The sequence below is a fragment of the Lacibacter luteus genome (assembly GCF_004118265.1).
GTDB classification, from domain to species: Bacteria; Bacteroidota; Bacteroidia; order Chitinophagales; family Chitinophagaceae; genus Lacibacter; species Lacibacter luteus.
On record NZ_SDHW01000004.1, the window covers coordinates 113344 to 133886 of the forward strand.

Sequence of the window (20543 nt, forward strand, 5' to 3'; positions counted from 1 at the left end):
GTAATCTCAGGCAGATATTTTTCTTTTCCACTTTCGTTGAATTAGGAATATTATTGGTATAAATAATAGCAACAACCAATACCAACTAAAAAAAGAAGTTTGTAATTGCAACTGCTGATCAACACCTATGTAACAAAAGCCACTCCACAGCAATGGATTTTTTTGCGCAAGACTTGTTGCGTTTTGCAGGTATTCTTTTCTTGCATCCTGCAATGCTGTTACTGGCGAATGTTGTTTTTGTAAGGAAGTATAAAACGATTGAACAAATAAAGGTGCTACAGCATCATCCACCGGCCAGCGGCTTGCAACAACTGCTTTCACTCCTTTGCTGATGAATGCACGACCGATACTTGTAACGCCTTCACCGTTCTGAATTTTTCCGGCTGCAGTTTCGCAGGCAGTAAGTACTACCAACGGTGCGGCAGTAACTACATACTGCAACTGACCGAGATAAAATTTTTGTTTTAATACAAGATAAGGTTGCTGTGTACTATCAGCCACTGCATGTGCGGCAATATGCAACACCGCACCTGACTGCATCGATTGAACAAATGCATTGGCATCGGTTACTGTTGCTTCGTAACTGTTTGCTTTGAATTGTTTGCTCAGTTGTTTTGCTTCAACAATTGAATTAGGCAATGCTGCGAAACCATTCTGTTCTTTGCTAAAGCTGTAAACAGTGAGCGGCAGTTTTTCTATTGACTGTTTTACATCCTGTACATATTGCAGAAAAGAATACACATAGCTTACTGCAGTTTGCTCTGCAAGGAATTGTTGTTTGTCATCAATACTTAATGCTTCAAAAGGAAGATTATGTAACCAGCCATCTGCAGAAATAATGAGCGGTTTGTGATTGATTGAAAAAGGAAGCAATTGCTTTCTTACTTCATTTGATGATTGGAAATAGGCCGATGGATCATTGTTATAAGCTGATGATGTAGGAGAAAAATAAGTTTGCAGCAACGAATCAGTTTGCTGTTTTACCGTCACCAACGGCAGTAGTTTGCAATCAACTTTTCCATCTTTCGTATGCAGCAGATAAATATTGCTGTTTACAATTGCATAACTGATAAAATCTGCTTTTTCAGTTACTTCTTTTAACTTCTGCTGAAACTGTTGCAGTGAAGGTTGTTCCAGCAATTGTGCAAAACGGTTTTCCTGCAAGCCAAGTTGCAACTCCTGTTTACGGATACGTTCGCTGATGAATGTTTTCTTTGCAGCATCATTTGTTTCAGCCAATAAAAGATAGTCGTTCCGTAATTCGGCAAATAACTGCTGCTGCAAACTATTGCTGCTGTCTGCCTGCCATTGTCTGCTTCGGTTTTGCTCGTTCAACAACTTACGGCCTTTTGATAATTCGATCAGCCATAACAACTGCTGCAACAATTCTTGTTTACCTGTCCTACGATACTGTTCTTCAAAAAACACAATGGCTTCTTCGCTGCTGCTGGTTGTATTGCTGCTTTGCAAACTGTTTGTTGAAACAGTGATCAACTGGTTGCAGTAATAATCGTTGGCAACAGCGAGTTGATAATAATGTGCCGCACTATCGGGCTGCTGTTGTGCAAATGCTTTTGCCAGAACTGCATACAAACCTGTTACTGTATGATCAGGATAGTAACCATTATTACTGTTGAAATACTGCAATCCTTCTTTTAACTGTTGAATGCTGCTGTCGGGTTGTTGTAATTGCAGAAATAATTTCCCGGTTTCTATTTTCAGTTTGGCTTTATCACGCTGTCTGCTATCGGGGTACGATTGCTCGAGTATCTTTTCTGCATTCTGCAATTTCTTTAAGGCATAGCTCCATTGCTGTTGATCGTACAAAAGTTTTGCTGAAAGTTGCAATGCACTCACCATCCAGGAAGCATCTGCATCGGTTGCATCGGCAGATCGAAAGAATGTTAACGCCTTTTGATTATAGAAATAAGCACTATCGGTTTTCGCTGCTGCATAAAATGCATCAGCTTTTACATTATACAATAAACCGGTTGCTGTTGGTTGTTGCGAAATAAAATGCAAGCCTTTATTACAGGCTGTTTGTGTTGCATCATAATTGCCCAGCCAGTAATAAGTAATGGCTTGGTTGCTGTACAGCGATGGAAGTAAATTGAATTTTTGTTCTGCAGTGGCCTGCTCAATGGCGGATTGCTGCAAGGCAATGGCTTTATCATAATTACCTAAACGCACATAGTTATTGCCAAGCGGTTTAATAATAAACTCTTCCGCTTCATAAACAACTTTCTGTTGCTGCTGATATTTCAAACCTTTTTCATACCAACGTGTGCTGGCTTGTATTTGTCCTTGTTGTAATAAATGATAAGCGATATTGAGTACAAAATCGAGATAAGCTGTTTGTTCTTCTTTTGCTTTTGGCTTTCGCCACAAGGTTTGTTCTAATGAATCGGCTTTGTTGGAAAGATAGAACGGTTGTTCATCCGTAAGATCATACAACTTTTCAAGATAAGCCTGCAGCTGATCTTTTGGTTGATAGACTTCAATCCATTTTGCTTTTTGCTGCGGTTCATCATCACCAGAAAAAAACAAGAATAGAAATACAACGCTGCTAAATGGCAGCAAACGACGAAGCAATGAACGATATGAAGTTGTTACAGTCGCCAGGATGCATAAAAATAGAGATAAGATCGGTTTGTTCCGCCATAATAAAAACGGGCACCAATCTGCGGACCTAATCTCACTTTGCCAAACTGGGCATCAATGAAAGGAAGAAACTGTGCGTTGGAAAATGTTTTGACGGAAGCACTTCGTATAATATCGTATGGAAAATTAACCTGTCCATTGAAATTGTTTAGCTGATATGTACGACTTGTATCAATCGAACCGGCAAAGTCAGCATCAACACGCACACCTGCACCAGCCGATAAAAGGTCGTTGAAATTATAACGAAGATGCAGGGGCACTAAGCCAATACGTGTAATGCGACTTTGCAATTGTTCCCTGTAGCCACGGTAATCATAATTCTTTCCATCGATCACCACCACACCCTGTGTTTGAAAAGTTTGTTGCGCCGTTGTTGTTTGATAATACTTGCCAAACAATTCAAACTGAAAATAAGGCTTGTAAGGTGCAAGCCGTGCAATACCCACACCAACATTCACGCCATCACTCAAACCATTCGAACCAAGATTCATTTCATAACCTGCCATCACAATCGGTGATAATGCAGGTTTGAATTTACCTGTAGCAAAATTGGTGATCACAGGTTCGTTCTTATCAAAATAAATGGCTGTTCTTCCTTTAAAGGGAAGATTGTCTAATTTCTTTTTTGTTTTTACATCAAACTCCACAAAACCTTTGGTACTGTCTTTATCATTCACGCCTTTTTGATTGGTGCCTGGCAAATAAATGCCGTTGAAAATAAATGCAGCACTATCCTTTGTTGTTTGCAATTCCCAGCAACCTGTTCTTGTCGGCACACTGTCGCAAGGCAAACAATAAGGCGACATATCTTTTATTGTGATTGTTTGCGGATCCATCGCCGAAGGAAGTGTAATGGCCAGTTTTATTTTCCGTGCCGGACCTTCGCCATCATTCTGAAAACGGATCTTATAACTGAGCGATTTACTTTTCTTAAGTGTGCGGTAATTCAATCGTCCGTGTTTCAGATTCATTTTGTTGGGATCATGCGAAGTAACGATCGGAATATTGAGTTGATGCATGTACACACCACCCGTATCGGGCACAAATAAACCGGTGATGATGATGGTGGCATTTGTATCCTTGATCATACCCGGTGTTACATACAGATTGGTGAACATAAACTGTGCATCGGTTGTGGCTTGTTTGATATCCACTGCAAATACATTGCTGTAACCTTTCAATGTATTCATCAAAAATGTTTTGCTTTCTACGCCGCTGAACTTTTTCTCTTCTTTAAAATGCGATGCAGGGCTGCCACTGCTGGTGAGCAACAGATTATCAAACGGACGAACAGCAGCAATCGCATTCTTATCGTTGATCAAAGCTGCATCGTTGTACAAACGAAAACCTGCTGTATCAAAACTGTTTTGCCCGAATTGTTTTTCATTGATGAACAGATACACTTTGCCATTCACTGCTACGTCATTTTTCCAACCAGCCATCAATACCATTGTATCACCGGGTTTGGCCATGCAGTTATACTTCAGTTCAAAAAAACCATTGGCTTTAAAGAAGTTTTGTTCGGATGGCGACACAGCTGCGAGGTAGCTTTTGTTCACCTGCTTTACACCCACTTTTTTTGGTTTGCGGCCGGGCTTCTTGCCATCATCATAATTATTTACTGCATACAACACTGCTTCGTAATCGCCTTCTTTTGCATACACATGCTCAGGATTTTCCTCGGTGCTGAAATGGCCATCACCAAAATCCCACAGATACGTATAAAAAGGTTTGGGAGCGCCGGGTATTTGTGTTAACGGCGGCAGACTTGCTTTAAAGGAAACTTTGTTTTCTTTCTGTGTTATGTTGACAGATGTATCGCTTTGTGCCCATGCAGAAATGCAGGCAAGCAATGCTACAATATGGATGACTATTTTTTTCATACTGATACAGGTATATCAACAAGGCTGGCAAACTGTTACCCTAAATATAAAAATCTTATTTTTAACCAGAATCTCAAAAGTCTTTGTACACAAAAGATAATCGTACTGCGAGGCACGAAGCAGTCTGAATTTTAAGATTGCTTCACTTTGTTCGCAAAGACGACTTTTGAGATACGCTCAATACTAAACCATTGCCTTTGCACGCCGACCAGAAATATATAACTGCTTTGCTCCAGCACGACCAGCGGCTTATCAGTGAAATTTATCAGCGATTTGCGCCAAACATGAAGGCTTACCTGCTTAGCCGTGGCTGCAGTGAGGATGATGCCGGCGATGTGTTCCAGGAAGCACTCATTGATATTTATAAGCTGGCGAATGATAAACAGTTTGAGCTTACCTGTCCGTTTGAAGCGTTTCTTTTACTGCTCTGCAAACGTAAGTTCATCAACAAAACGAAAAAAACTTCGCTAACTGTGGTAACAAACGGCGAGGAAGATGCATATACCCATATACCGGACGATGCCAACGCTGGTGCAGCCGAACATGTGGCGCAGGTGGAGAAAGAACAACTTGTAATGCTTGTGCTCGATGAAATGGGTAACTGCAAAGAAGTGATCTTAAAAAGCCTGCTGAAAAAACCACAGGAGGAAATTGCGGAAGAACTGGGTATGACGTATGCATACTACCGTAAGCGAAAAAGCAATTGCATGGGCGAACTGGCAGAATTGGTACGTAACAAACCTCAATTTAAAGAACTGATGTCATGAACTACACGTACTCTGATATTGATGCTTACCTGAACGGCGAACTGAATGCTGAAGAACAGCAACAGTTTGAACAGGAACTCCGCAGCAACACACAACTGCAGGAGCAGGTGAATGCTTATCGTTTACTCAACAGTACAGTAGGGAAGCATCAGCAAGCCGAACAAACTTTGCCGGAACTGAAACAAATACTTGATCCGCTTACCCATCAATACTTCAAACAACAAAAAGCAAAAGTATTTACCATGCGGCGTACGATGTATATGCTGGCTGCAGCAGCGTCAATCGTATTGATCTTATTAGTTGCATTACCGGGTACCTCACCTGATAATTATTCGTTTGATGATATGCCGGGCGCAATTGTGCGTGGAAATGAAGACGAGAAAGCAAAGGCAGCACAACTGTTCAACAACGAACAATATGCTGATGCGGCGAAAGCTTTTCAGCAATTGCGGTCAACAACAAGTCCCGATGCAGCGGTTGATTTTTATCTCGGCATCAGTCTGCTGAAAACAGAACAATATGCTGATGCGTTGCCCTTGTTTGAAACGTTGGCAAACGGCACATCAGTTTATGCAGAAGATGCGAACTTCTTTACAGCATTAAGTGCATACCATTTGCAACAGAATGTAAAAGCAAGGCAATATGCAGAGAAGGTGAAGGAAGGAAGCAGGTATTGGAAGAATGCGAAGGTGATAAAGAAGAAGGTGAAGTAACTTCTTTTGTGGATTTTTCAGATAGTTGAATCTTCATACAAACTGTTCAAATGCGTATTTTCTTAATCGTTTTTATCTTGCTTTTGTCAAGAACATCTTATAGTTGTTCATGTATACCTCTTGGGGAAATTGATGATGAGCAATACAATGAATACGAAGCGATTTTTTCCGGCAAAGTTATAGCAATAAAAAAGAAGCAATGGACGAAGGAAGTTACTTTTGAAATTCAAATACGATTTAAAGGTATTCAGAAACTTTCCCAAATCGTAATCACAACTTCAGCTCAGGAAGGCACATGTGGAATCTCTCCAAAAGTGGGTGAGCAGTGGCTGATATTTGCATACAGAGAGAACGAAAAGCTTCAAACCAGCCTATGCACAAGAACAAAAAGTATGAACAAGAAAGCATGGAACTATAACAAAGATGAATTGCAGAAAGATATAGAATTCTTAAATCGCAAAATAAGAGGATAGTGCTGTTAAGTCTTTCATTTTATTGCTATGCGGAAATTCGGTGTCATTACTTCCCTCATCTTTATTGTTATAATCATTGCAGGCATCTACGGCATCCTTCACGATCAAATAACGTACTCCATCTCTCCCGAATACTTTACAAAATTTAAGTACAAACAATTTGGATTTGAATCCGAACAATTCGGAGGCCATCGTGCAACAGTTGCTGTTATTGGTTTTTTGGCAACCTGGTGGATGGGATTATTTATCGGCATTCCTCTAGGTTTACTTTCATTGATTTTTCCTGACTATAAAAAAATGGCAAGTGTTCTTAAGAAGTCTTTATTCCTTGTGATACTGATTGCTGTTCTTACCGGAATTGGTGGATTTGTGTATGGAAAATTTATTCTTGTCAATAACGGAGTTAGTTGGTGGTTACCTGATGATTTGATTGATAAATCATCCTTTATCATTGTAGGTTCTATTCACAACAGTAGCTATCTCGGAGGCATAGCAGGTCTATTAACTGCAACAGTGTATATGTTTATGCAAAAAAGGAGAAATAATAATACTGGATGAAAAAGGTATTGTAGCTGAGTTTTTTTGTCATTTCGAGGAACGAGAAATCTGTCAGATATTGTACAAGTGTTCAGCAGATCCCTCCTACGTCGGGAAGACAGCTTACTTCACCCCTCCCAAAAACTCAAACGCATTACTCACCGCCTGGTGAAAAATATTTCCGTGTTGCTTGTTGCTGATGTATTCAAACTGAACGGTGCCGTTGGTGAGTTTTGTTTTGATCAATTCATGCAATGCTTTTGCATCATCTTCCATGATCTTTCCTTCTTTGCCAACTGCAATGTACACGGCTATTTTATTTTCAAAAGCAGAAAGCTTTGTTTTCAACAGCGATTCATGATCCCACCACAAACTCGGACTTACAATTACATACTGTGAAAACAGATCGGGCTTCTTGAACAACACTTCTGTTGCAAGTAAACCGCCCAGCGACTGACCGATGAGCATGTTTACTCCCGTTGTTTTGAATGATTGATTGATGTACGGCTGCAATTCTTTTTCGAGAAATTGAATGAATTTTTCAGAACCACCCGTTGTAGGAAAATCTTTTTTATCTTTTTCAACTGTTGTAGGAAAAGTAAAATCTCGTCTGCGATCAACATTGGCAATACCCACTACAATGGATTTTGGCAATGCATTCACCCATGAAAAATTACAAAACTGTACAAGCCCGGCCACATGAATAAAATCTTCATCAGCCGAACCATCGAGTAAATAAATGACCGGGTAGCTTGAATCTTTATGATAACCTTCGGGCAAATAAATATTGAGCGTACGGTTTTCATTCAGCACAACAGAATGTAGCTGGCGAACAATACCGAGCGAAAAAATTTCTTCCTTCGGTTTTGTTTGAGCGGATAAAGATGTTGTAGAAAATAAAAGTACAACAGCAAGCAAAAAACGATAATGCATAGTGTAAGCAATGTTTTTGTGAGGGAGTTCAATGTGCAGGGTATTATGTACCTCCAACTTCTCAACTTCGCTAAAGCTACGTTGAGCAAGCGTACCTCGTACTTATCCCAAATACACTTCCAGCAAACCATCGGGCAGTTCCACCAGCACCTGTTTCTTTTTATGATTGATGTTGCGGATGGTTTCTTCGTGCAGTGGTATCAATACTTCTTTGCCATCAATCTCTAACCTGCATAAGATCTGTAACGGTTGTTCGATCACTTCCTGTATAATGGCTAATTCTTTAGTACCATCGATCATCATATAGCCAATGAGGGAAATAGGAGCAGTCTTGCCTGCTTGTTTTTGAAAATCGGCTTCACGCAACCATACTTTTTTGGGAGAGAGTTTCTTTGCCTGTTCTTTGGTAGTAATACCATCAATGGCTATGTACACTTCCTCTTCGTTCTTGATTTTTGTACCGGTAATAAAGTAAGGAAGGAATTTATCTTTCGATTCTTCGATGAACAATACTTCCAACCCTTTCAAGGAAGTTTTTTTTCCGAGGTTATGTTTTAATACCACTTCGCCGTTTAATCCGAATGTGCCGAGTATTTGTCCGATGCTGAAGTATTGTTCCATGCGGCAAAGATATTGTTAAGTACGAAGTAAGAAGTACGAGGTACGAAAATCCGTCAACTGCAGAATAGAAAACAAACAGTACAAGTGTGCGACGCAACAAAAGCTACATAGCAGCATAAGAGCTAAGTACAAAAAAAATCTTCTTTCCGTCTTCTTGTCTTCCCGGCAACAAATACGTAGCCTAAAAAAAATCCCTCACAAAATTGCGAGGGATTTTTATGAAGACGAATGTAAGTAATGGGATTACTCAGCTGCTGGTGCTTCACCACCTTCCTGGCGTCTTGGAGCCATCGGACGGCGTTGATAGTTACCACCACTGCGCTGTTTGAATCTTGCCTTACGGGCTTCTTCTCTTTTCTTCGCTTCTGTAGCTTCATGCTCAGAGTGCCATGCCTGGAATTTTTCCATTGCAGCAGCCTGATCGAACAGACCAAGGCTAACACCACGTAAAAGGTGTTTCAGGTACAATACACCTTTGGTAGAAAGGATCTTGCGCACAGTATCTGTAGGCTGAGCTCCTTTGTGTAACCACTCCAGTGCTTTCTGACGATCGATCTGGATCACAGCAGGCTCTGTTACAGGGTTGTAAGTACCAATTTTCTGAATGAATTTTCCATCTCTGGGGGCTCTTGCGTCGGCCACTACGATGAAATAGAAGGGTCTCTTTTTCGACCCGTGTCTTTGCAGACGGATTTTAACTGGCATCGTAAATTAAAATTTAAATGCGTGAATAAATAAAGGTTAACTAAGGAGGCAAAAGTAAGCCGAGATAGGCAAAGTTCCAACCCCCGGTAAATTAAATTTTATCGACGGCCTAAACCAGGCATCATACGGCCCATCGGCATTTTGTTCATCATGCTCATCATTTGCTTCATTTGCTCAAACTGCTTCATAAAAGCATTTACCTCAGCAATATCTTTTCCGCTGCCTTTGGCAATGCGTTGGCGACGACTTTGGCTGATGAGGTCGGGGTTTGCCCTTTCCTGCGGTGTCATAGAGTTAATGATCGCTTCCACACCTTTAAAAGCGTCGTCGCTGATCTCAATATCCTTCATGGCCTTGCCCATTCCCGGAATCATGCCCATCAGATCCTTGAGGTTACCCATTTTTTTGATCTGTTCCAGCTGTTGCTTGAAATCTTCAAAATCGAACTGGTTTTTGCGGATCTTTTTCTCCAGTTTTTTGGCCTGCTCTTCATCGAACTGGGCCTGCGCCTTTTCCACGAGTGAAGTAATATCACCCATGCCGAGTATACGCTGGGCCATACGGTCGGGGTAGAATACATCGAGCGTATCCATCTTTTCGCCACTGCTTACAAACTTAATGGGTTTGTTCACCGTGTATTTGATGGAAAGCGCCGCACCACCACGTGTATCACCATCTAACTTCGTAAGTACCACACCTGTAAAATCGAGACGGTCGTTGAAGGATTTGGCCGTGTTCACCGCATCCTGTCCCGTCATACTATCCACCACAAAGAGGATCTCGTTCGGGGTAACCGCATTCCGGATATTCGCTACTTCGGTCATCAATACCTCGTCGATCGCCAAGCGACCGGCAGTATCGATGATCACTACATTCTTATTCTTTGTTTTTGCTTCCTTAATGGCATTTTGTGCAATGGCAACTGCATCTTTATTCTCCCGTTCGCTGTACACATCCACGCCGATCTGTCCGCCAAGCACGGTCAACTGATCGATCGCCGCCGGGCGATAGATGTCAGCCGCTACCAGCAACGGACTTTTGCCTTTCTTGGTTTTGAGGTAGTTGGCCAGCTTTCCGCTGAAGGTTGTTTTACCACTACCTTGTAAACCGGCAATGAGGATTACGGCTGGCGAACCTTTAATATCCAGTTCAGCTTCGGTACCGCCCATCAGCTCGGCCAGTTCGTCCTGCACAATTTTCACCATCTGCTGACCGGGATTTACCGCCAGCAATACTTTGCTGCCGAGGGCTTTATCCTTTACTGTATCGGTAAAATCTTTGGCTATTTTATAGTTTACGTCGGCATCCACCAATGCACGACGGATATCTTTCACCGTAGCGGCGATGTTGAGCTCCGTAATACGGCCTTCACCTTTTATATTCTTAAACGCACCTTCTAACCGTTCGCTTAAATTCTGAAACATAATTCGCTTAATTAAGGGTTGCAAATGTACGCAAAGATGGGTAAGGTTGAAGCCCAACTTCATGGTATGGGTCATAGTTAATCTACCCTCAATCGTTTCCTTCTATATTTGCAACTTCAAAACCGATTAATATGAAAACGTTTTTTTTATCCATCGTACTCTGTCTTCTATTTTACGTATCAAATGCACAGCTAAAATTCGGCATACAGGCGGGAGCAAATATGGCCAGCGTAAAGCAAAATATGCATGATGTTAAGAACCAGGCAATCTCCGGCTTTTCTGCAGGCATTGATGCTAAAATAAAATTGGGCAAAAGAATAAACTTCAATCCCGGTTTAAACTACGTGGTAAAAGGATATCAATATAATGAAGCAAAAAACGAAGACGGTGACTCTTACAAAACGGATGGAGAACAAAAAATAAACTATCTGGAGCTCCCCTTAATTTTCTCTTATAATATCTCCCTGAAAAAATATACTATCAGCGTCGGAGCTGGTCCAACAATAGCCACTGCGTTATCCGGCTATTATAAAGAAACTAACAAAATTTTTGGCCAAACAATAACCATAAAAGAAAATTTACAGTTTGGAATGGTTAATAATGAACAACTGAAAAAAAGAGACATTGGTGCGCATTTTTCATTGGGCTTTGAAATACCAAAAGGCTTTTTTGTGCGGTTGTATTATACACATGGCTTACATAATTTAGGAAATGGTGCAGAATCGAACAGTACTGATCAATATGGGAATACGACTTACAAACCCCAGGATCGGTATTTCAACCGCAATGCCGGTTTTATGGTGGGCTATTATTTCGGAAAAAGGAAATAAATAAGATGCCCCTTTCGGTAGGGGATAAGCTGTCTGCAGACCGAACTTCGTACTTCCAACTTTGTACTTCGTACTTCAAGCTTATCTTTGCCGCCATGTTTAACAACAAGAAAGTTATTATCGTACTGCCTGCATACAACGCAGCCAAAACGTTAGAGATCACTTATAACGAGATCCCTTTTGATATTGTGGATGAGGTGGTGCTGGTGGATGATGCAAGCAAAGATGAAACGGTAGCCAAAGCAAAAGAGCTGGGCATTAAACATATCATCAGTCACGAAAAAAACAAAGGTTACGGTGGCAACCAGAAAAGCTGCTACGGAAAAGCACTGGAGCTTGGCGGCGATATTGTGGTGATGCTGCACCCCGATTACCAATACACGCCCATGTTGCTGCATGCAATGATCAGTATTATTGGTAACGATGTGTATCCTGTTGTATTTGGCAGTCGTATTTTGGGTAATGGCGCATTGAAAGGCGGCATGCCCATGTATAAATATATTGCCAACCGTTTTCTTACACTCACACAAAACATTTTACTCGGTCAGAAACTTTCTGAATACCATACCGGTTACCGAGCTTTCAGCAAGGAAGTATTAGAGGCGGTAAAGCTTAGTGCCTGCGATGATGATTTTATTTTCGATAACGAAATGGTATCGCAGATTTTTTATAAAGGCTACCAGATTGGCGAAGTAACCTGCCCAACCAAATATTTTGAAGAAGCAAGCAGCATCAATTTCCGTAGAAGTATGAAATACGGTTTGGGTTGTTTAAAAGTGTCGCTCATTTATCGTCTTTGTAAATGGGGACTGATGAAGAGTAAGCTGTATTAATAAATTTATAGTGAACCTTATGAAAACAACTGTAGTAATAGCCATCTGCGTTCTCTTCTTAAGTTGTACTGCTAACAAGTCTAAGAGCAATGTCTTTTCCTTAAAGCCCGAGAGTGGAAAAGTTTATCGTTATGCCGTTGAAGATAAGTTTCAGATAATGATCGATTTTCCTGATGGCAATAAGGAAGTGTATGGTAAACATTTTTACGATTATTCAGTAATATACGATCGAAAGGATACTACACTTAACGGTACTGTGACGTTTGATAATTTCAGAATAGAATTTGAAGATGGTCAAGGCATTCAGGTATTTGATACAAAGTTCGACAAGCCGGATACGGAAAGCCCCGATCTATGGTTCTATTATTCATTGCTTGGGAAAAAGATACCCATGACCTTTTCTTCGGTCGGTCGGGTACTGGAAATAAAAGCTGTTGAACAGATTAAACAAAAAATGGTTGATGACTACAATCGTAATGGTTTAAGCAATCCTCAGCTAACATCGGCACTACGCAAAATTGCAGATTATTTTATTGTTCATAGATTGGCCAGCGAAACATATGCATTTTATTCGGGCACTGCATTGATAAAAGACAGCAGCTTTAACATTCGTTTTACCTCCTATCTTCCTTTTACACACAGCCTCCAATACAAATACAATATTCGCAGCGAAACTGACAGTAGCCAGACACTTGCAGGAAGCGGTCGGGTTACTTTGAATGACAGTCTGAAACAAGCCCCTCCTTTTTCGATGTTAAAGAACAAGATGCTTTCTTCGGAAGCGTTTGATGAAATTACAGTACAAAAACAAACTCATATTCTGCAATACCGTAAATCCTACTTCAACCTGGCAGACAGTTTAGTACTGGGCAATAAAGCATATCCTTCCCGTATAATTGTTGAAAAAGAAACGAAATTGAAAAAGCCGGAATAATTAAGTATTTTGTTTCTGCAGATGAAGCAATTACTCTCCATATTTTTCCTCAGCATCTTTTTTCTTTTCCAGTACGGAAAAATGATCGATTATATGGAATGCCGCATTGCTGCCGCAGTTGCCTCTGTTGAGGATTGCGGTTGTGATGAAAAACTGATTTCAAATTCAACAACTGAAGATGCTTCATTACCCTTCCATCAGCATCACCTGAAAAATTATACCGAAGAGTTTTTTACAGAAGTTCATGTTGCTGAGCCTGCTGCTTTTTCAACAACAGCAACTGCTCACAACCGTATCAGCTCGCCACAATTATTAGCAGGGTTTACAAATCAGTTACTGCAGCCGCCCAACTCCTGATCTTTTTTCAATCAATTCATTTTTATTTCCAGTAGCAGCAAGCGGCCGGGCCGTATTGTTGTATGCTGCATGTACTTATTCATTTTCTACAAAACGATCAGTTATGATATAATAATAAAAATGATCAATGCTAATTCATATCCGCAGCGCTGATCATTTTTATTGTTATACTATGTGACTATCACTCAATAAAAAATTACACATGAAACAGTTTTTCATAAGCATGCTGCTATGCGCATGCGCTACATTGTCATTTTCGCAACCGCTTAATAACATCAGCAAAGACCGAAATGGTAATCCCATGCTCGAAGGTTGCTGCACACGTGAAGCATTATTGCAGGAGCCTTTTGCCGCATGGTTTGTTCCCAATTATAATAACTACGTTGTTGACAGCAGTACAGCTGCTCAGCTAAAACAACACATCAATAATAAAACTTTTGTCTTGTTCCTCGGAACCTGGTGTGGCGACAGCAAACGGGAAGTGCCACGCCTCTATAAAATTTTCGATTATTGTGGCGTAAAACCGGAACAGATAAAATTAGTGATGGTGAGTAACCATGATACAGCTTACAAGCAAAGTCCCACGCACGAAGAAAAAGGACTGAATATTTTTCGTGTGCCGACATTGCTGGTATTGGAGAATGGAAACGAGATCAATCGTTTTGTTGAATACCCGGTTGAAAGTTTGGAAAAGGATCTGCTGAAGATATTGAGCAGGAGTGCATACAAAGATGCATACAACAAAACAAAGTGATAAAGAAACAGCCCCGGTTTTTCGGGGCTGTTTCTTTATTCTTCTTTCATATTAATGATCTTATCAACAATATATTTTGAATGACCACGCCAGGGGATAGTGCCCATGTATTCCTTGTAATGCAGTTCAAATACTTTGCCGCTGTTCATCATAAGGATGTTTGCAACACTATCGTTTTCTACGCTAAACTCAAACTCGTAACTGGCAACAGTGCCGGGTGTTCTTGAACGAAGGCCCGATTGAATCAATTTACCTTCGTAGGTTTTAAATACGTATCCCTTCTTCACCATATAATTCAATTCTCCTGCTTTTACACCTTCGCCGAATACATAGTAGTAACGCCAGTAAATAAAAATCACCAATACAACAATCAGTACAGTAGAAAAGATGCCAAGGAATTTTCGCATAGAAAAGGTTTATTTTTAAAAGTAAGCATTTTCATTTATTAGCTATCAGCGTATTTTATGCTTACTATCTCAGGTGTAAATCAATTTGATCACAGCCCTCTGATTAAATTAATATCGAAGCACAACATTATAAAATAGTTTTATATATTTATACTCAGTTTCAAATTAACCAAAACACTAAAACCTTTTGATAAACTCACCTTTAATACTAATCAAAAAACACAAAATGAAACATTTACCCTCCCCCAATTCAAAAAAGAAATCTTTAGCAAACTGTTTACCAGTTGCGTTCCTGGCAGTTGGCTTGATCCTGTTTTTTAATGCCTGCAACAAAACAAAAACTGAAAGGCAAATAGTAAGTGAAGAACAAAAAGAGAAAGAAGCTTTTGACGCACTACAGGAAAGGTATAAAAACGTAACCAGCAAAGGTTTTACCGTTGAGACAAACGAAAAGTTGAAAACAATGATTGAACTGGAAGATGGCACAATGTTAAGCTGGGAAAAGTACCACCAATTAAATCCCCGAAGCAATACATTCAATACATTGCAAGTACCTGATGATTGCAATGAAGCTCCTGAATCAACAATCTTAAACACATCTTTAGTGTTTGACTGTGCTACAGGTGAGTATAAACTTTCTGCTAAATTCCGTATTTTACTGGACGCACAAGTTCTTACTCAAAGTCCAACAAATGCAAACAATAAAACTGTGGGGAGGGTTCGTATCATGGATGGAAATACTCAGGTAGATCCAGCTACTGGCTACCACCAATATAATATAGCCGCAAATAACATTGTATATATAAAAGAAACACTTAATAATGGAGGCGTTCCTTGTAACGAATATGAGGTTTCGTTTTCTGCAACTTTTACCTATGCACAGGTGCCTCAGTTGAGCGGCACAAATTTCCGTTTATCGCTACGCTATTATACAGTTTGCGGTGGACAGGCTTATGTCACAAGCGAAGGCTCGCCGTTTTATACTGCAAATATTGAGTCTGATCCTTGCAAACGAAATGATAAGGTGTGGATTAATCCTGCCTATAGTGGCATGTATGCAGCTATTGCCGGAACAAACGGATTATTAGGACAGGGCCCCGTTTGTAACTGGCCTAATTACGTAAACCCTTGTACGCATGAAATTTCGATTTACGATATTACTAACGGAAGTTATACGCTGGTGGGACAGGAAACGCTGTTAAATACAGGGTTTAAATCGTTATCCTATTTACAAGTTGGTAAAAAATATCGGTTTGAGTATAACAACCGGAAAAATCAAACCTGCGATTTTGGTGCGCCTCCTCAATATGGAACTCTTAGCTGCAGAACTCCTTTCAAAACAATTGAAGATTGGCAATTCTAATTTAATCAACCGGCACTTGCCAAAGTGCCGGTTGGTATTTTACAAGTAATGCTTATGAAATCTCCAGTAAAATCAATACTGTTGATATTTGCAGTCCAGTTGTTTCTGGTAAACTATTCAATAAGCCAGGTAAACAGCAGGACAAGATACACCTTTCAAAGCCCTGCAAATATTCAATTAGAAAATGGTTCGTCTGTTTTTAAACAGTTTTTATTACAAGACAATTCCACTCTGTTATTGCTAAAGATTATTGGGAGAAACAATACCGGAAAACTAACCGAAGTAATCTCACTACAGAAATTGGATAGCCAAGGGAATGTTTTATGGCAAAAAAAAATTGAGGGAACATTAACAGACCATGAAGCCAGTATTGAAAATGCTATTTTGCTATCCGATGAATCTATTTTGCTGGCAGGTAGCTTTACAAATAAAATACCCTCTTCAAATAAAACTAACAGAAGTAAGATTCTCATCCTTAAAATTTCCTCAGATGGTATTACGGTTTGGGATAAGTCTTACAGTTTGAATACAAACCCTGATCAACCGAATCTTTTATCTGGTTATGCGTTGTTGGAAATGGCAGATAAAAGCTTTATCCTGACGGCTACCCGTTTTATTAATGACCCTGCTTCACCAATTTCGACATTTCGACTATCACTAAAATTTGACAGCAATGGAAACCAACTCTGGGAAAACCAATATAGATTGCTGAATATAGATGAACAGGGACATATGAATCCGGGCATTGCAGAAGTAGATAACAATCTGCTTATATATAATAATGTTTCAAGTACTTGCACAAATGAAAATGACCCCGACTGTTTTAATTACGAATCGTTTGCCGCTATAATAACCCTTAACTCAAAAACAGGAGTAATTACGTCTTCCAAAAAAATAAACTATGCTGATGTCCCCCCGCCAGAATCTTTATTTGGCACTAAAAACGATGATCATTCATTTAATACACACCAGGTTTATTACAATGACACGACCATAAAGCTTTTTAATTATTTGAGACGATTTACAAGCGATGGAAATAAGTGTCGAATAGGTTTCTTGCTTACTTTGAACAAATCGTTAGAAGTCATTAATGCATCAGAAGTGAGGGTTAACAATGTTGCAATTAATCCTAATGCAAACAACTATATGTATGTTTCTCTTACGAATAATTTTTCAACCGACGGCTCTTTGCAAATTGGCTTTTCTGCTGCAAAAGCCAAGAGTTTTCTTGGAGAAATTATAGAAGAAGATTCTCTTCGGTATTATTTTACAAAAATCAACGCCAGCCACCAGTTACAATGGCAAAAAAAAGCAAGTGTTTTTGCTCCGGGAAGCCAGGTTGCTTCCGCCCCCTCTATTTTTGAAACAAAAACCTGTTTAACACAAATTGCGTTAGGATATGTCAAGCGGACTGAACAAACTGCCGGTAAATTTAATGTTGATCTGTTACGTTTTAATCCCATGCTTCGGTATAACAACAACTGCTTTACGACCGATACAAGCTTTGTGGAAATAACTGAGGCTCCGGTAGGGGAAACCGATTTATATTATAACGAGTTACTGAATAGTAATTTATTTTTGCCATTATCAGCATCGGTTACGCTTGCAGCGACAGCCTTACCTGACAGAGAAATTATTTGCGGCATTACAAGCGATTGCAGCAGCACAAAGATTATTGCCACTGATACAGCCTGTACTAATACCGACCTTTTTTTATCAGTAAAGAAAAATGTAAATTGTTACGATCCCCTTATTTGGATTGTTCCGAAACAGGTTGCAAACACAGTATTTGTTACTGACAGCAGCTTGCAACTTAATTTCCAGCAACCATGGAAAGGGAATATTTATTTAAGTAAACCCGGCTGCGACTCAACACTGCTTGATTCTTTCTTTCTTACCGTAATTGAAAAACCAATGCAGCTAGAACTGGGAAACGACACGATGCTTTGTAGCAACCTACCGATACCAATACGTGCAGGTTCAAAGTTTAAAAGTTATTACTGGAATACAGGAGCAACAGACAGTATAATAAACGTAACCCTGCCCGGTACTTACAAAGTACAGGTTGTAGATTATTGCAATAACCTTTCACAAGACAGTGTTACTGTTTTTCCACAGGATTTTGCGCTTACTATTAACCCTGTCAATACAATTATCTGCAAAGGAGATTCACTTCTGCTTTCAGCCTCCCCTGGTTTTTATGATTACATATGGACTCCTTCGCCCTTTTTGTCAAATAGCTTCGCAAGAGAAACTGTTTCATTTCCTCCTACAACCACCACATATTCTGTAAGAGCCAAGAAATTTACCGGTTGTGAGTTAGAACAGCTTATTACAGTGAAGGTGGACGAATGTGCTGAAACAGTATTTATTCCCAATAGTTTTACCCCTAATAATGATGGTCTTAATGATGAATTTAAACCAATCATTAAGGGGAATGTACTTGCATACGAATTTCTTATTTACAACAGGTTTGGAGAAATAGTATTCAATTCAACACAAAAAAACAAAGCTTGGGATGGGGCTTTTAAAAACAAACAACAACCTCCAGGTCTATATACGTGGATCATACGATATCACTTTAAAAACAAAAAACCTGTTACAAAAAATGGGACTATAACGTTAATCAGATAAGCGGTAGGATGTTTTGCTAAATTAAATTAGTTTAAAACCATCGCCATCAAACAACCCAATATCACTCAGCTTTAAATGTGGTATTACCAGCAGTCCCATAAACGAAAGTGTCATAAACGGTGCAGCCAATGTTGAACCTAGTTTTTTTGCAGCCGCATCAATAGCACTGTATGCTTCAGCAACTTTGTAGCCATCATCTGTACTCATTAAACCGGCAACAGGAAGAGGTAGCACCTGTACTGCTTCTTTGCCCACTACGCTTACCCCACCTTTTGCTTCTATTACAAGATTAACAGCCCGGCTTAAACTTTCTGCATCAACACCCACTGCAATAATGTTATGGCTATCGTGAGCAACAGAAGAAGCAATAGCTCCCTGCTTCAAACCAAAATTCTTTACAAAGCTTTTGGCAACAGGTGCATTGCTGTAGCGGTTTACCACCACCATATATAACAGGTCTTTTTCTGTGTTGGCCTGGATAATATCGTTTGTAACAGTAAAGGAAGTAATGGGCTCAATGCGTTTATTGGTGATAAGCTGACCATCCATTGCCTCAATCACATACACCTGCTCAATATTCTCTTCATCAGCCTTGCCAAAGCGGTTGAGATGAAATTCAAATTCAGCAACAGGTTTTACATCGCAATTAAAATTATTGATGGGGGCTGATGGGTTGCTTTCAATTAATGATTTACCATTTTCTGCAACAAGCTCACCATTGATGAATGTTTTCTCTGCTTTAAATTCTTTAAGATTATTCACCACAATAAAATCAGCAGCATCGCCTGCACGCAATAAACCTACATCCAGTTTATAATGTAATACCGGTGTTATGCAAGCTGCTTTCAATACATTGAACACATCTAAACCTTTTGCTACTGCTCTTGCACAAAGCTGGTTGATGTGCCCTTCCACCAAACTATCAGGATGTTTATCATCGCTGCAAAGCAGGATCATGTCAGGATACTCATCGATCAGGCTGTACAATGCTTCAAAATTTTTGGCTGCACTTCCTTCCCGGATAATGATCTTCATGCCGTGCTTCAACTTATCAAACGCTTCTTCTTTGGTAAAACATTCATGATCGGTACTGATGCCAGCCTCAATGTATTTTTTCGCATCTTCTCCTCTTAATCCCGGCGCATGTCCATCAACAGGTTTGCCCAACGCATGTGCAGCTTTAATTTTTTCCATTACTTCCGCATCGGCATGTAACACACCGGGAAAGTTCATCATCTCACTTAAATATTTGATCTCATCTTTCTGCAACAATGTTTTTACATCGGCTGCATTCAACACTGCACCTGCTGTTTCAAATGTTGTAGCAGGCACACAGCTGGGCGCTCCAAAATTGAATTTGAACGGAACGGTCTTGCCGTTTTCGATCATGTATTCCACACCGGCCATGCCGCACACATTGGCAATTTCATGTGGATCGCTTACCGTGGCCACCGTACCATGCACCACTGCCAGCTTTGCAAACTCCGATGGCACAAGCATCGAACTTTCAATATGCACATGACTGTCGATAAAACCCGGAAGAATATAAGGAAGACCTGAATCTTCCACAGGGGAGCTTTGCAGCACTTCCTTTACCTGTCCGTTTTGCACAGTTACAGTACCTGCAAATACGGTACGGTTAAACAGATTAACAATATTGCCGTGGATAGAGTAAGCGTTCATGAAGCTGGTGGTTTAAAATCGGGGCCAAGTT

Annotated in this window: 19 protein-coding genes; 11 read left to right on the forward strand and 8 right to left on the reverse strand. The window is 40.0% G+C overall.

Features of this window, described 5'->3' with window-relative positions:
• Nucleotides 1-6 precede the first annotated feature (6 nt).
• Complete coding sequence (locus ESA94_RS13935) at nt 7-2592, reverse strand: CHAT domain-containing protein (protein ID WP_129131542.1); 2586 nt, start codon at nt 2590-2592, stop codon at nt 7-9.
• A gap of 17 nt (nt 2593-2609) precedes the next feature.
• Entirely contained in the window at nt 2610-4544 is a 1935-nt protein-coding gene (locus ESA94_RS13940; protein WP_129131543.1) for a DUF7849 domain-containing protein, read from the reverse strand.
• 197 nt (nt 4545-4741) lie between these two features.
• On the opposite strand from ESA94_RS13940, the gene ESA94_RS13945 reads away from it, so the two are divergent.
• Genes ESA94_RS13945 through ESA94_RS13960 form a run of 4 tightly spaced genes read left to right on the forward strand, consistent with a single transcriptional unit; the run spans nt 4742 to nt 7055 of the window.
• A complete protein-coding gene (locus ESA94_RS13945; RefSeq protein WP_129131544.1) occupies nt 4742-5311 on the forward strand; it encodes an RNA polymerase sigma factor in 570 nt (189 codons plus the stop codon).
• Nucleotides 5308-6024 (forward strand): tetratricopeptide repeat protein, encoded by a 717-nt coding sequence (locus ESA94_RS13950; protein ID WP_129131545.1) that lies wholly within the window; start codon nt 5308-5310, stop codon nt 6022-6024. Before ESA94_RS13945 ends, ESA94_RS13950 begins: the two co-directional genes overlap by 4 nt.
• A gap of 50 nt (nt 6025-6074) precedes the next feature.
• A complete protein-coding gene (locus ESA94_RS13955) occupies nt 6075-6497 on the forward strand; it encodes a hypothetical protein (RefSeq protein WP_129131546.1) in 423 nt (140 codons plus the stop codon).
• A 27-nt stretch (nt 6498-6524) separates the two neighbouring features.
• Nucleotides 6525-7055 (forward strand): hypothetical protein, encoded by a 531-nt coding sequence (locus ESA94_RS13960; protein ID WP_129131547.1) that lies wholly within the window; start codon nt 6525-6527, stop codon nt 7053-7055.
• A gap of 102 nt (nt 7056-7157) precedes the next feature.
• On the opposite strand, the gene ESA94_RS13965 is transcribed toward ESA94_RS13960, so the two are convergent.
• The 4 genes from ESA94_RS13965 to ffh all read right to left on the reverse strand — a co-directional run bounded on the left by ESA94_RS13965 (nt 7158) and on the right by ffh (nt 10717).
• Nucleotides 7158-7967 carry an alpha/beta hydrolase gene (locus ESA94_RS13965; RefSeq protein ID WP_129131548.1) on the reverse strand — a complete coding sequence of 270 codons (810 nt, stop codon included), beginning with the start codon at nt 7965-7967 and terminating at the stop codon, nt 7158-7160.
• A 102-nt stretch (nt 7968-8069) separates the two neighbouring features.
• Nucleotides 8070-8588 carry a ribosome maturation factor RimM gene (locus ESA94_RS13970; RefSeq protein WP_129131549.1) on the reverse strand — a complete coding sequence of 173 codons (519 nt, stop codon included), beginning with the start codon at nt 8586-8588 and terminating at the stop codon, nt 8070-8072.
• A gap of 243 nt (nt 8589-8831) precedes the next feature.
• Entirely contained in the window at nt 8832-9230 is a 399-nt protein-coding gene (gene rpsP / locus ESA94_RS21780; RefSeq protein WP_394342830.1) for a 30S ribosomal protein S16, read from the reverse strand.
• Nucleotides 9231-9391: 161 nt separating this feature from the next.
• Nucleotides 9392-10717, reverse strand: a complete 1326-nt coding sequence (gene ffh / locus ESA94_RS13980) for a signal recognition particle protein (protein ID WP_129131551.1) — start codon at nt 10715-10717, stop codon at nt 9392-9394.
• Nucleotides 10718-10848: 131 nt separating this feature from the next.
• Here ffh and ESA94_RS13985 point away from each other — a divergent pair, with 131 nt between their 5' ends.
• From ESA94_RS13985 to ESA94_RS14005, 5 genes are all read left to right on the forward strand, one after another.
• Entirely contained in the window at nt 10849-11547 is a 699-nt protein-coding gene (locus ESA94_RS13985) for a porin family protein (RefSeq protein WP_129131552.1), read from the forward strand.
• A gap of 95 nt (nt 11548-11642) precedes the next feature.
• Nucleotides 11643-12380, forward strand: a complete 738-nt coding sequence (locus ESA94_RS13990) for a glycosyltransferase family 2 protein (RefSeq protein WP_129131553.1) — start codon at nt 11643-11645, stop codon at nt 12378-12380.
• Nucleotides 12381-12399: 19 nt separating this feature from the next.
• A complete protein-coding gene (locus ESA94_RS13995; protein ID WP_129131554.1) occupies nt 12400-13314 on the forward strand; it encodes a DUF6263 family protein in 915 nt (304 codons plus the stop codon).
• A 21-nt stretch (nt 13315-13335) separates the two neighbouring features.
• Nucleotides 13336-13671 (forward strand): hypothetical protein, encoded by a 336-nt coding sequence (locus tag ESA94_RS14000; protein ID WP_129131555.1) that lies wholly within the window; start codon nt 13336-13338, stop codon nt 13669-13671.
• 202 nt (nt 13672-13873) lie between these two features.
• Entirely contained in the window at nt 13874-14425 is a 552-nt protein-coding gene (locus ESA94_RS14005; protein ID WP_129131556.1) for a TlpA family protein disulfide reductase, read from the forward strand.
• Nucleotides 14426-14460: 35 nt separating this feature from the next.
• Here ESA94_RS14005 and ESA94_RS14010 read toward each other — a convergent pair whose 3' ends face one another.
• Complete coding sequence (locus tag ESA94_RS14010; protein WP_129131557.1) at nt 14461-14832, reverse strand: hypothetical protein; 372 nt, start codon at nt 14830-14832, stop codon at nt 14461-14463.
• Nucleotides 14833-15058: 226 nt separating this feature from the next.
• Between ESA94_RS14010 and ESA94_RS14015 the strand changes: the two genes are divergently transcribed.
• The gene (locus tag ESA94_RS14015) at nt 15059-16195 is read left to right on the forward strand and encodes a hypothetical protein (RefSeq protein WP_129131558.1); all 1137 of its coding nucleotides are present in this window, start codon (nt 15059-15061) and stop codon (nt 16193-16195) included.
• A gap of 54 nt (nt 16196-16249) precedes the next feature.
• Nucleotides 16250-18829, forward strand: a complete 2580-nt coding sequence (locus ESA94_RS14020) for a gliding motility-associated C-terminal domain-containing protein (protein ID WP_164972746.1) — start codon at nt 16250-16252, stop codon at nt 18827-18829.
• 21 nt (nt 18830-18850) lie between these two features.
• Here the strand turns inward: ESA94_RS14020 and ade are convergent, their stop codons facing one another.
• The gene (gene ade, locus ESA94_RS14025; protein ID WP_129131560.1) at nt 18851-20512 is read right to left on the reverse strand and encodes an adenine deaminase; all 1662 of its coding nucleotides are present in this window, start codon (nt 20510-20512) and stop codon (nt 18851-18853) included.
• Nucleotides 20513-20543 lie beyond the last annotated feature (31 nt).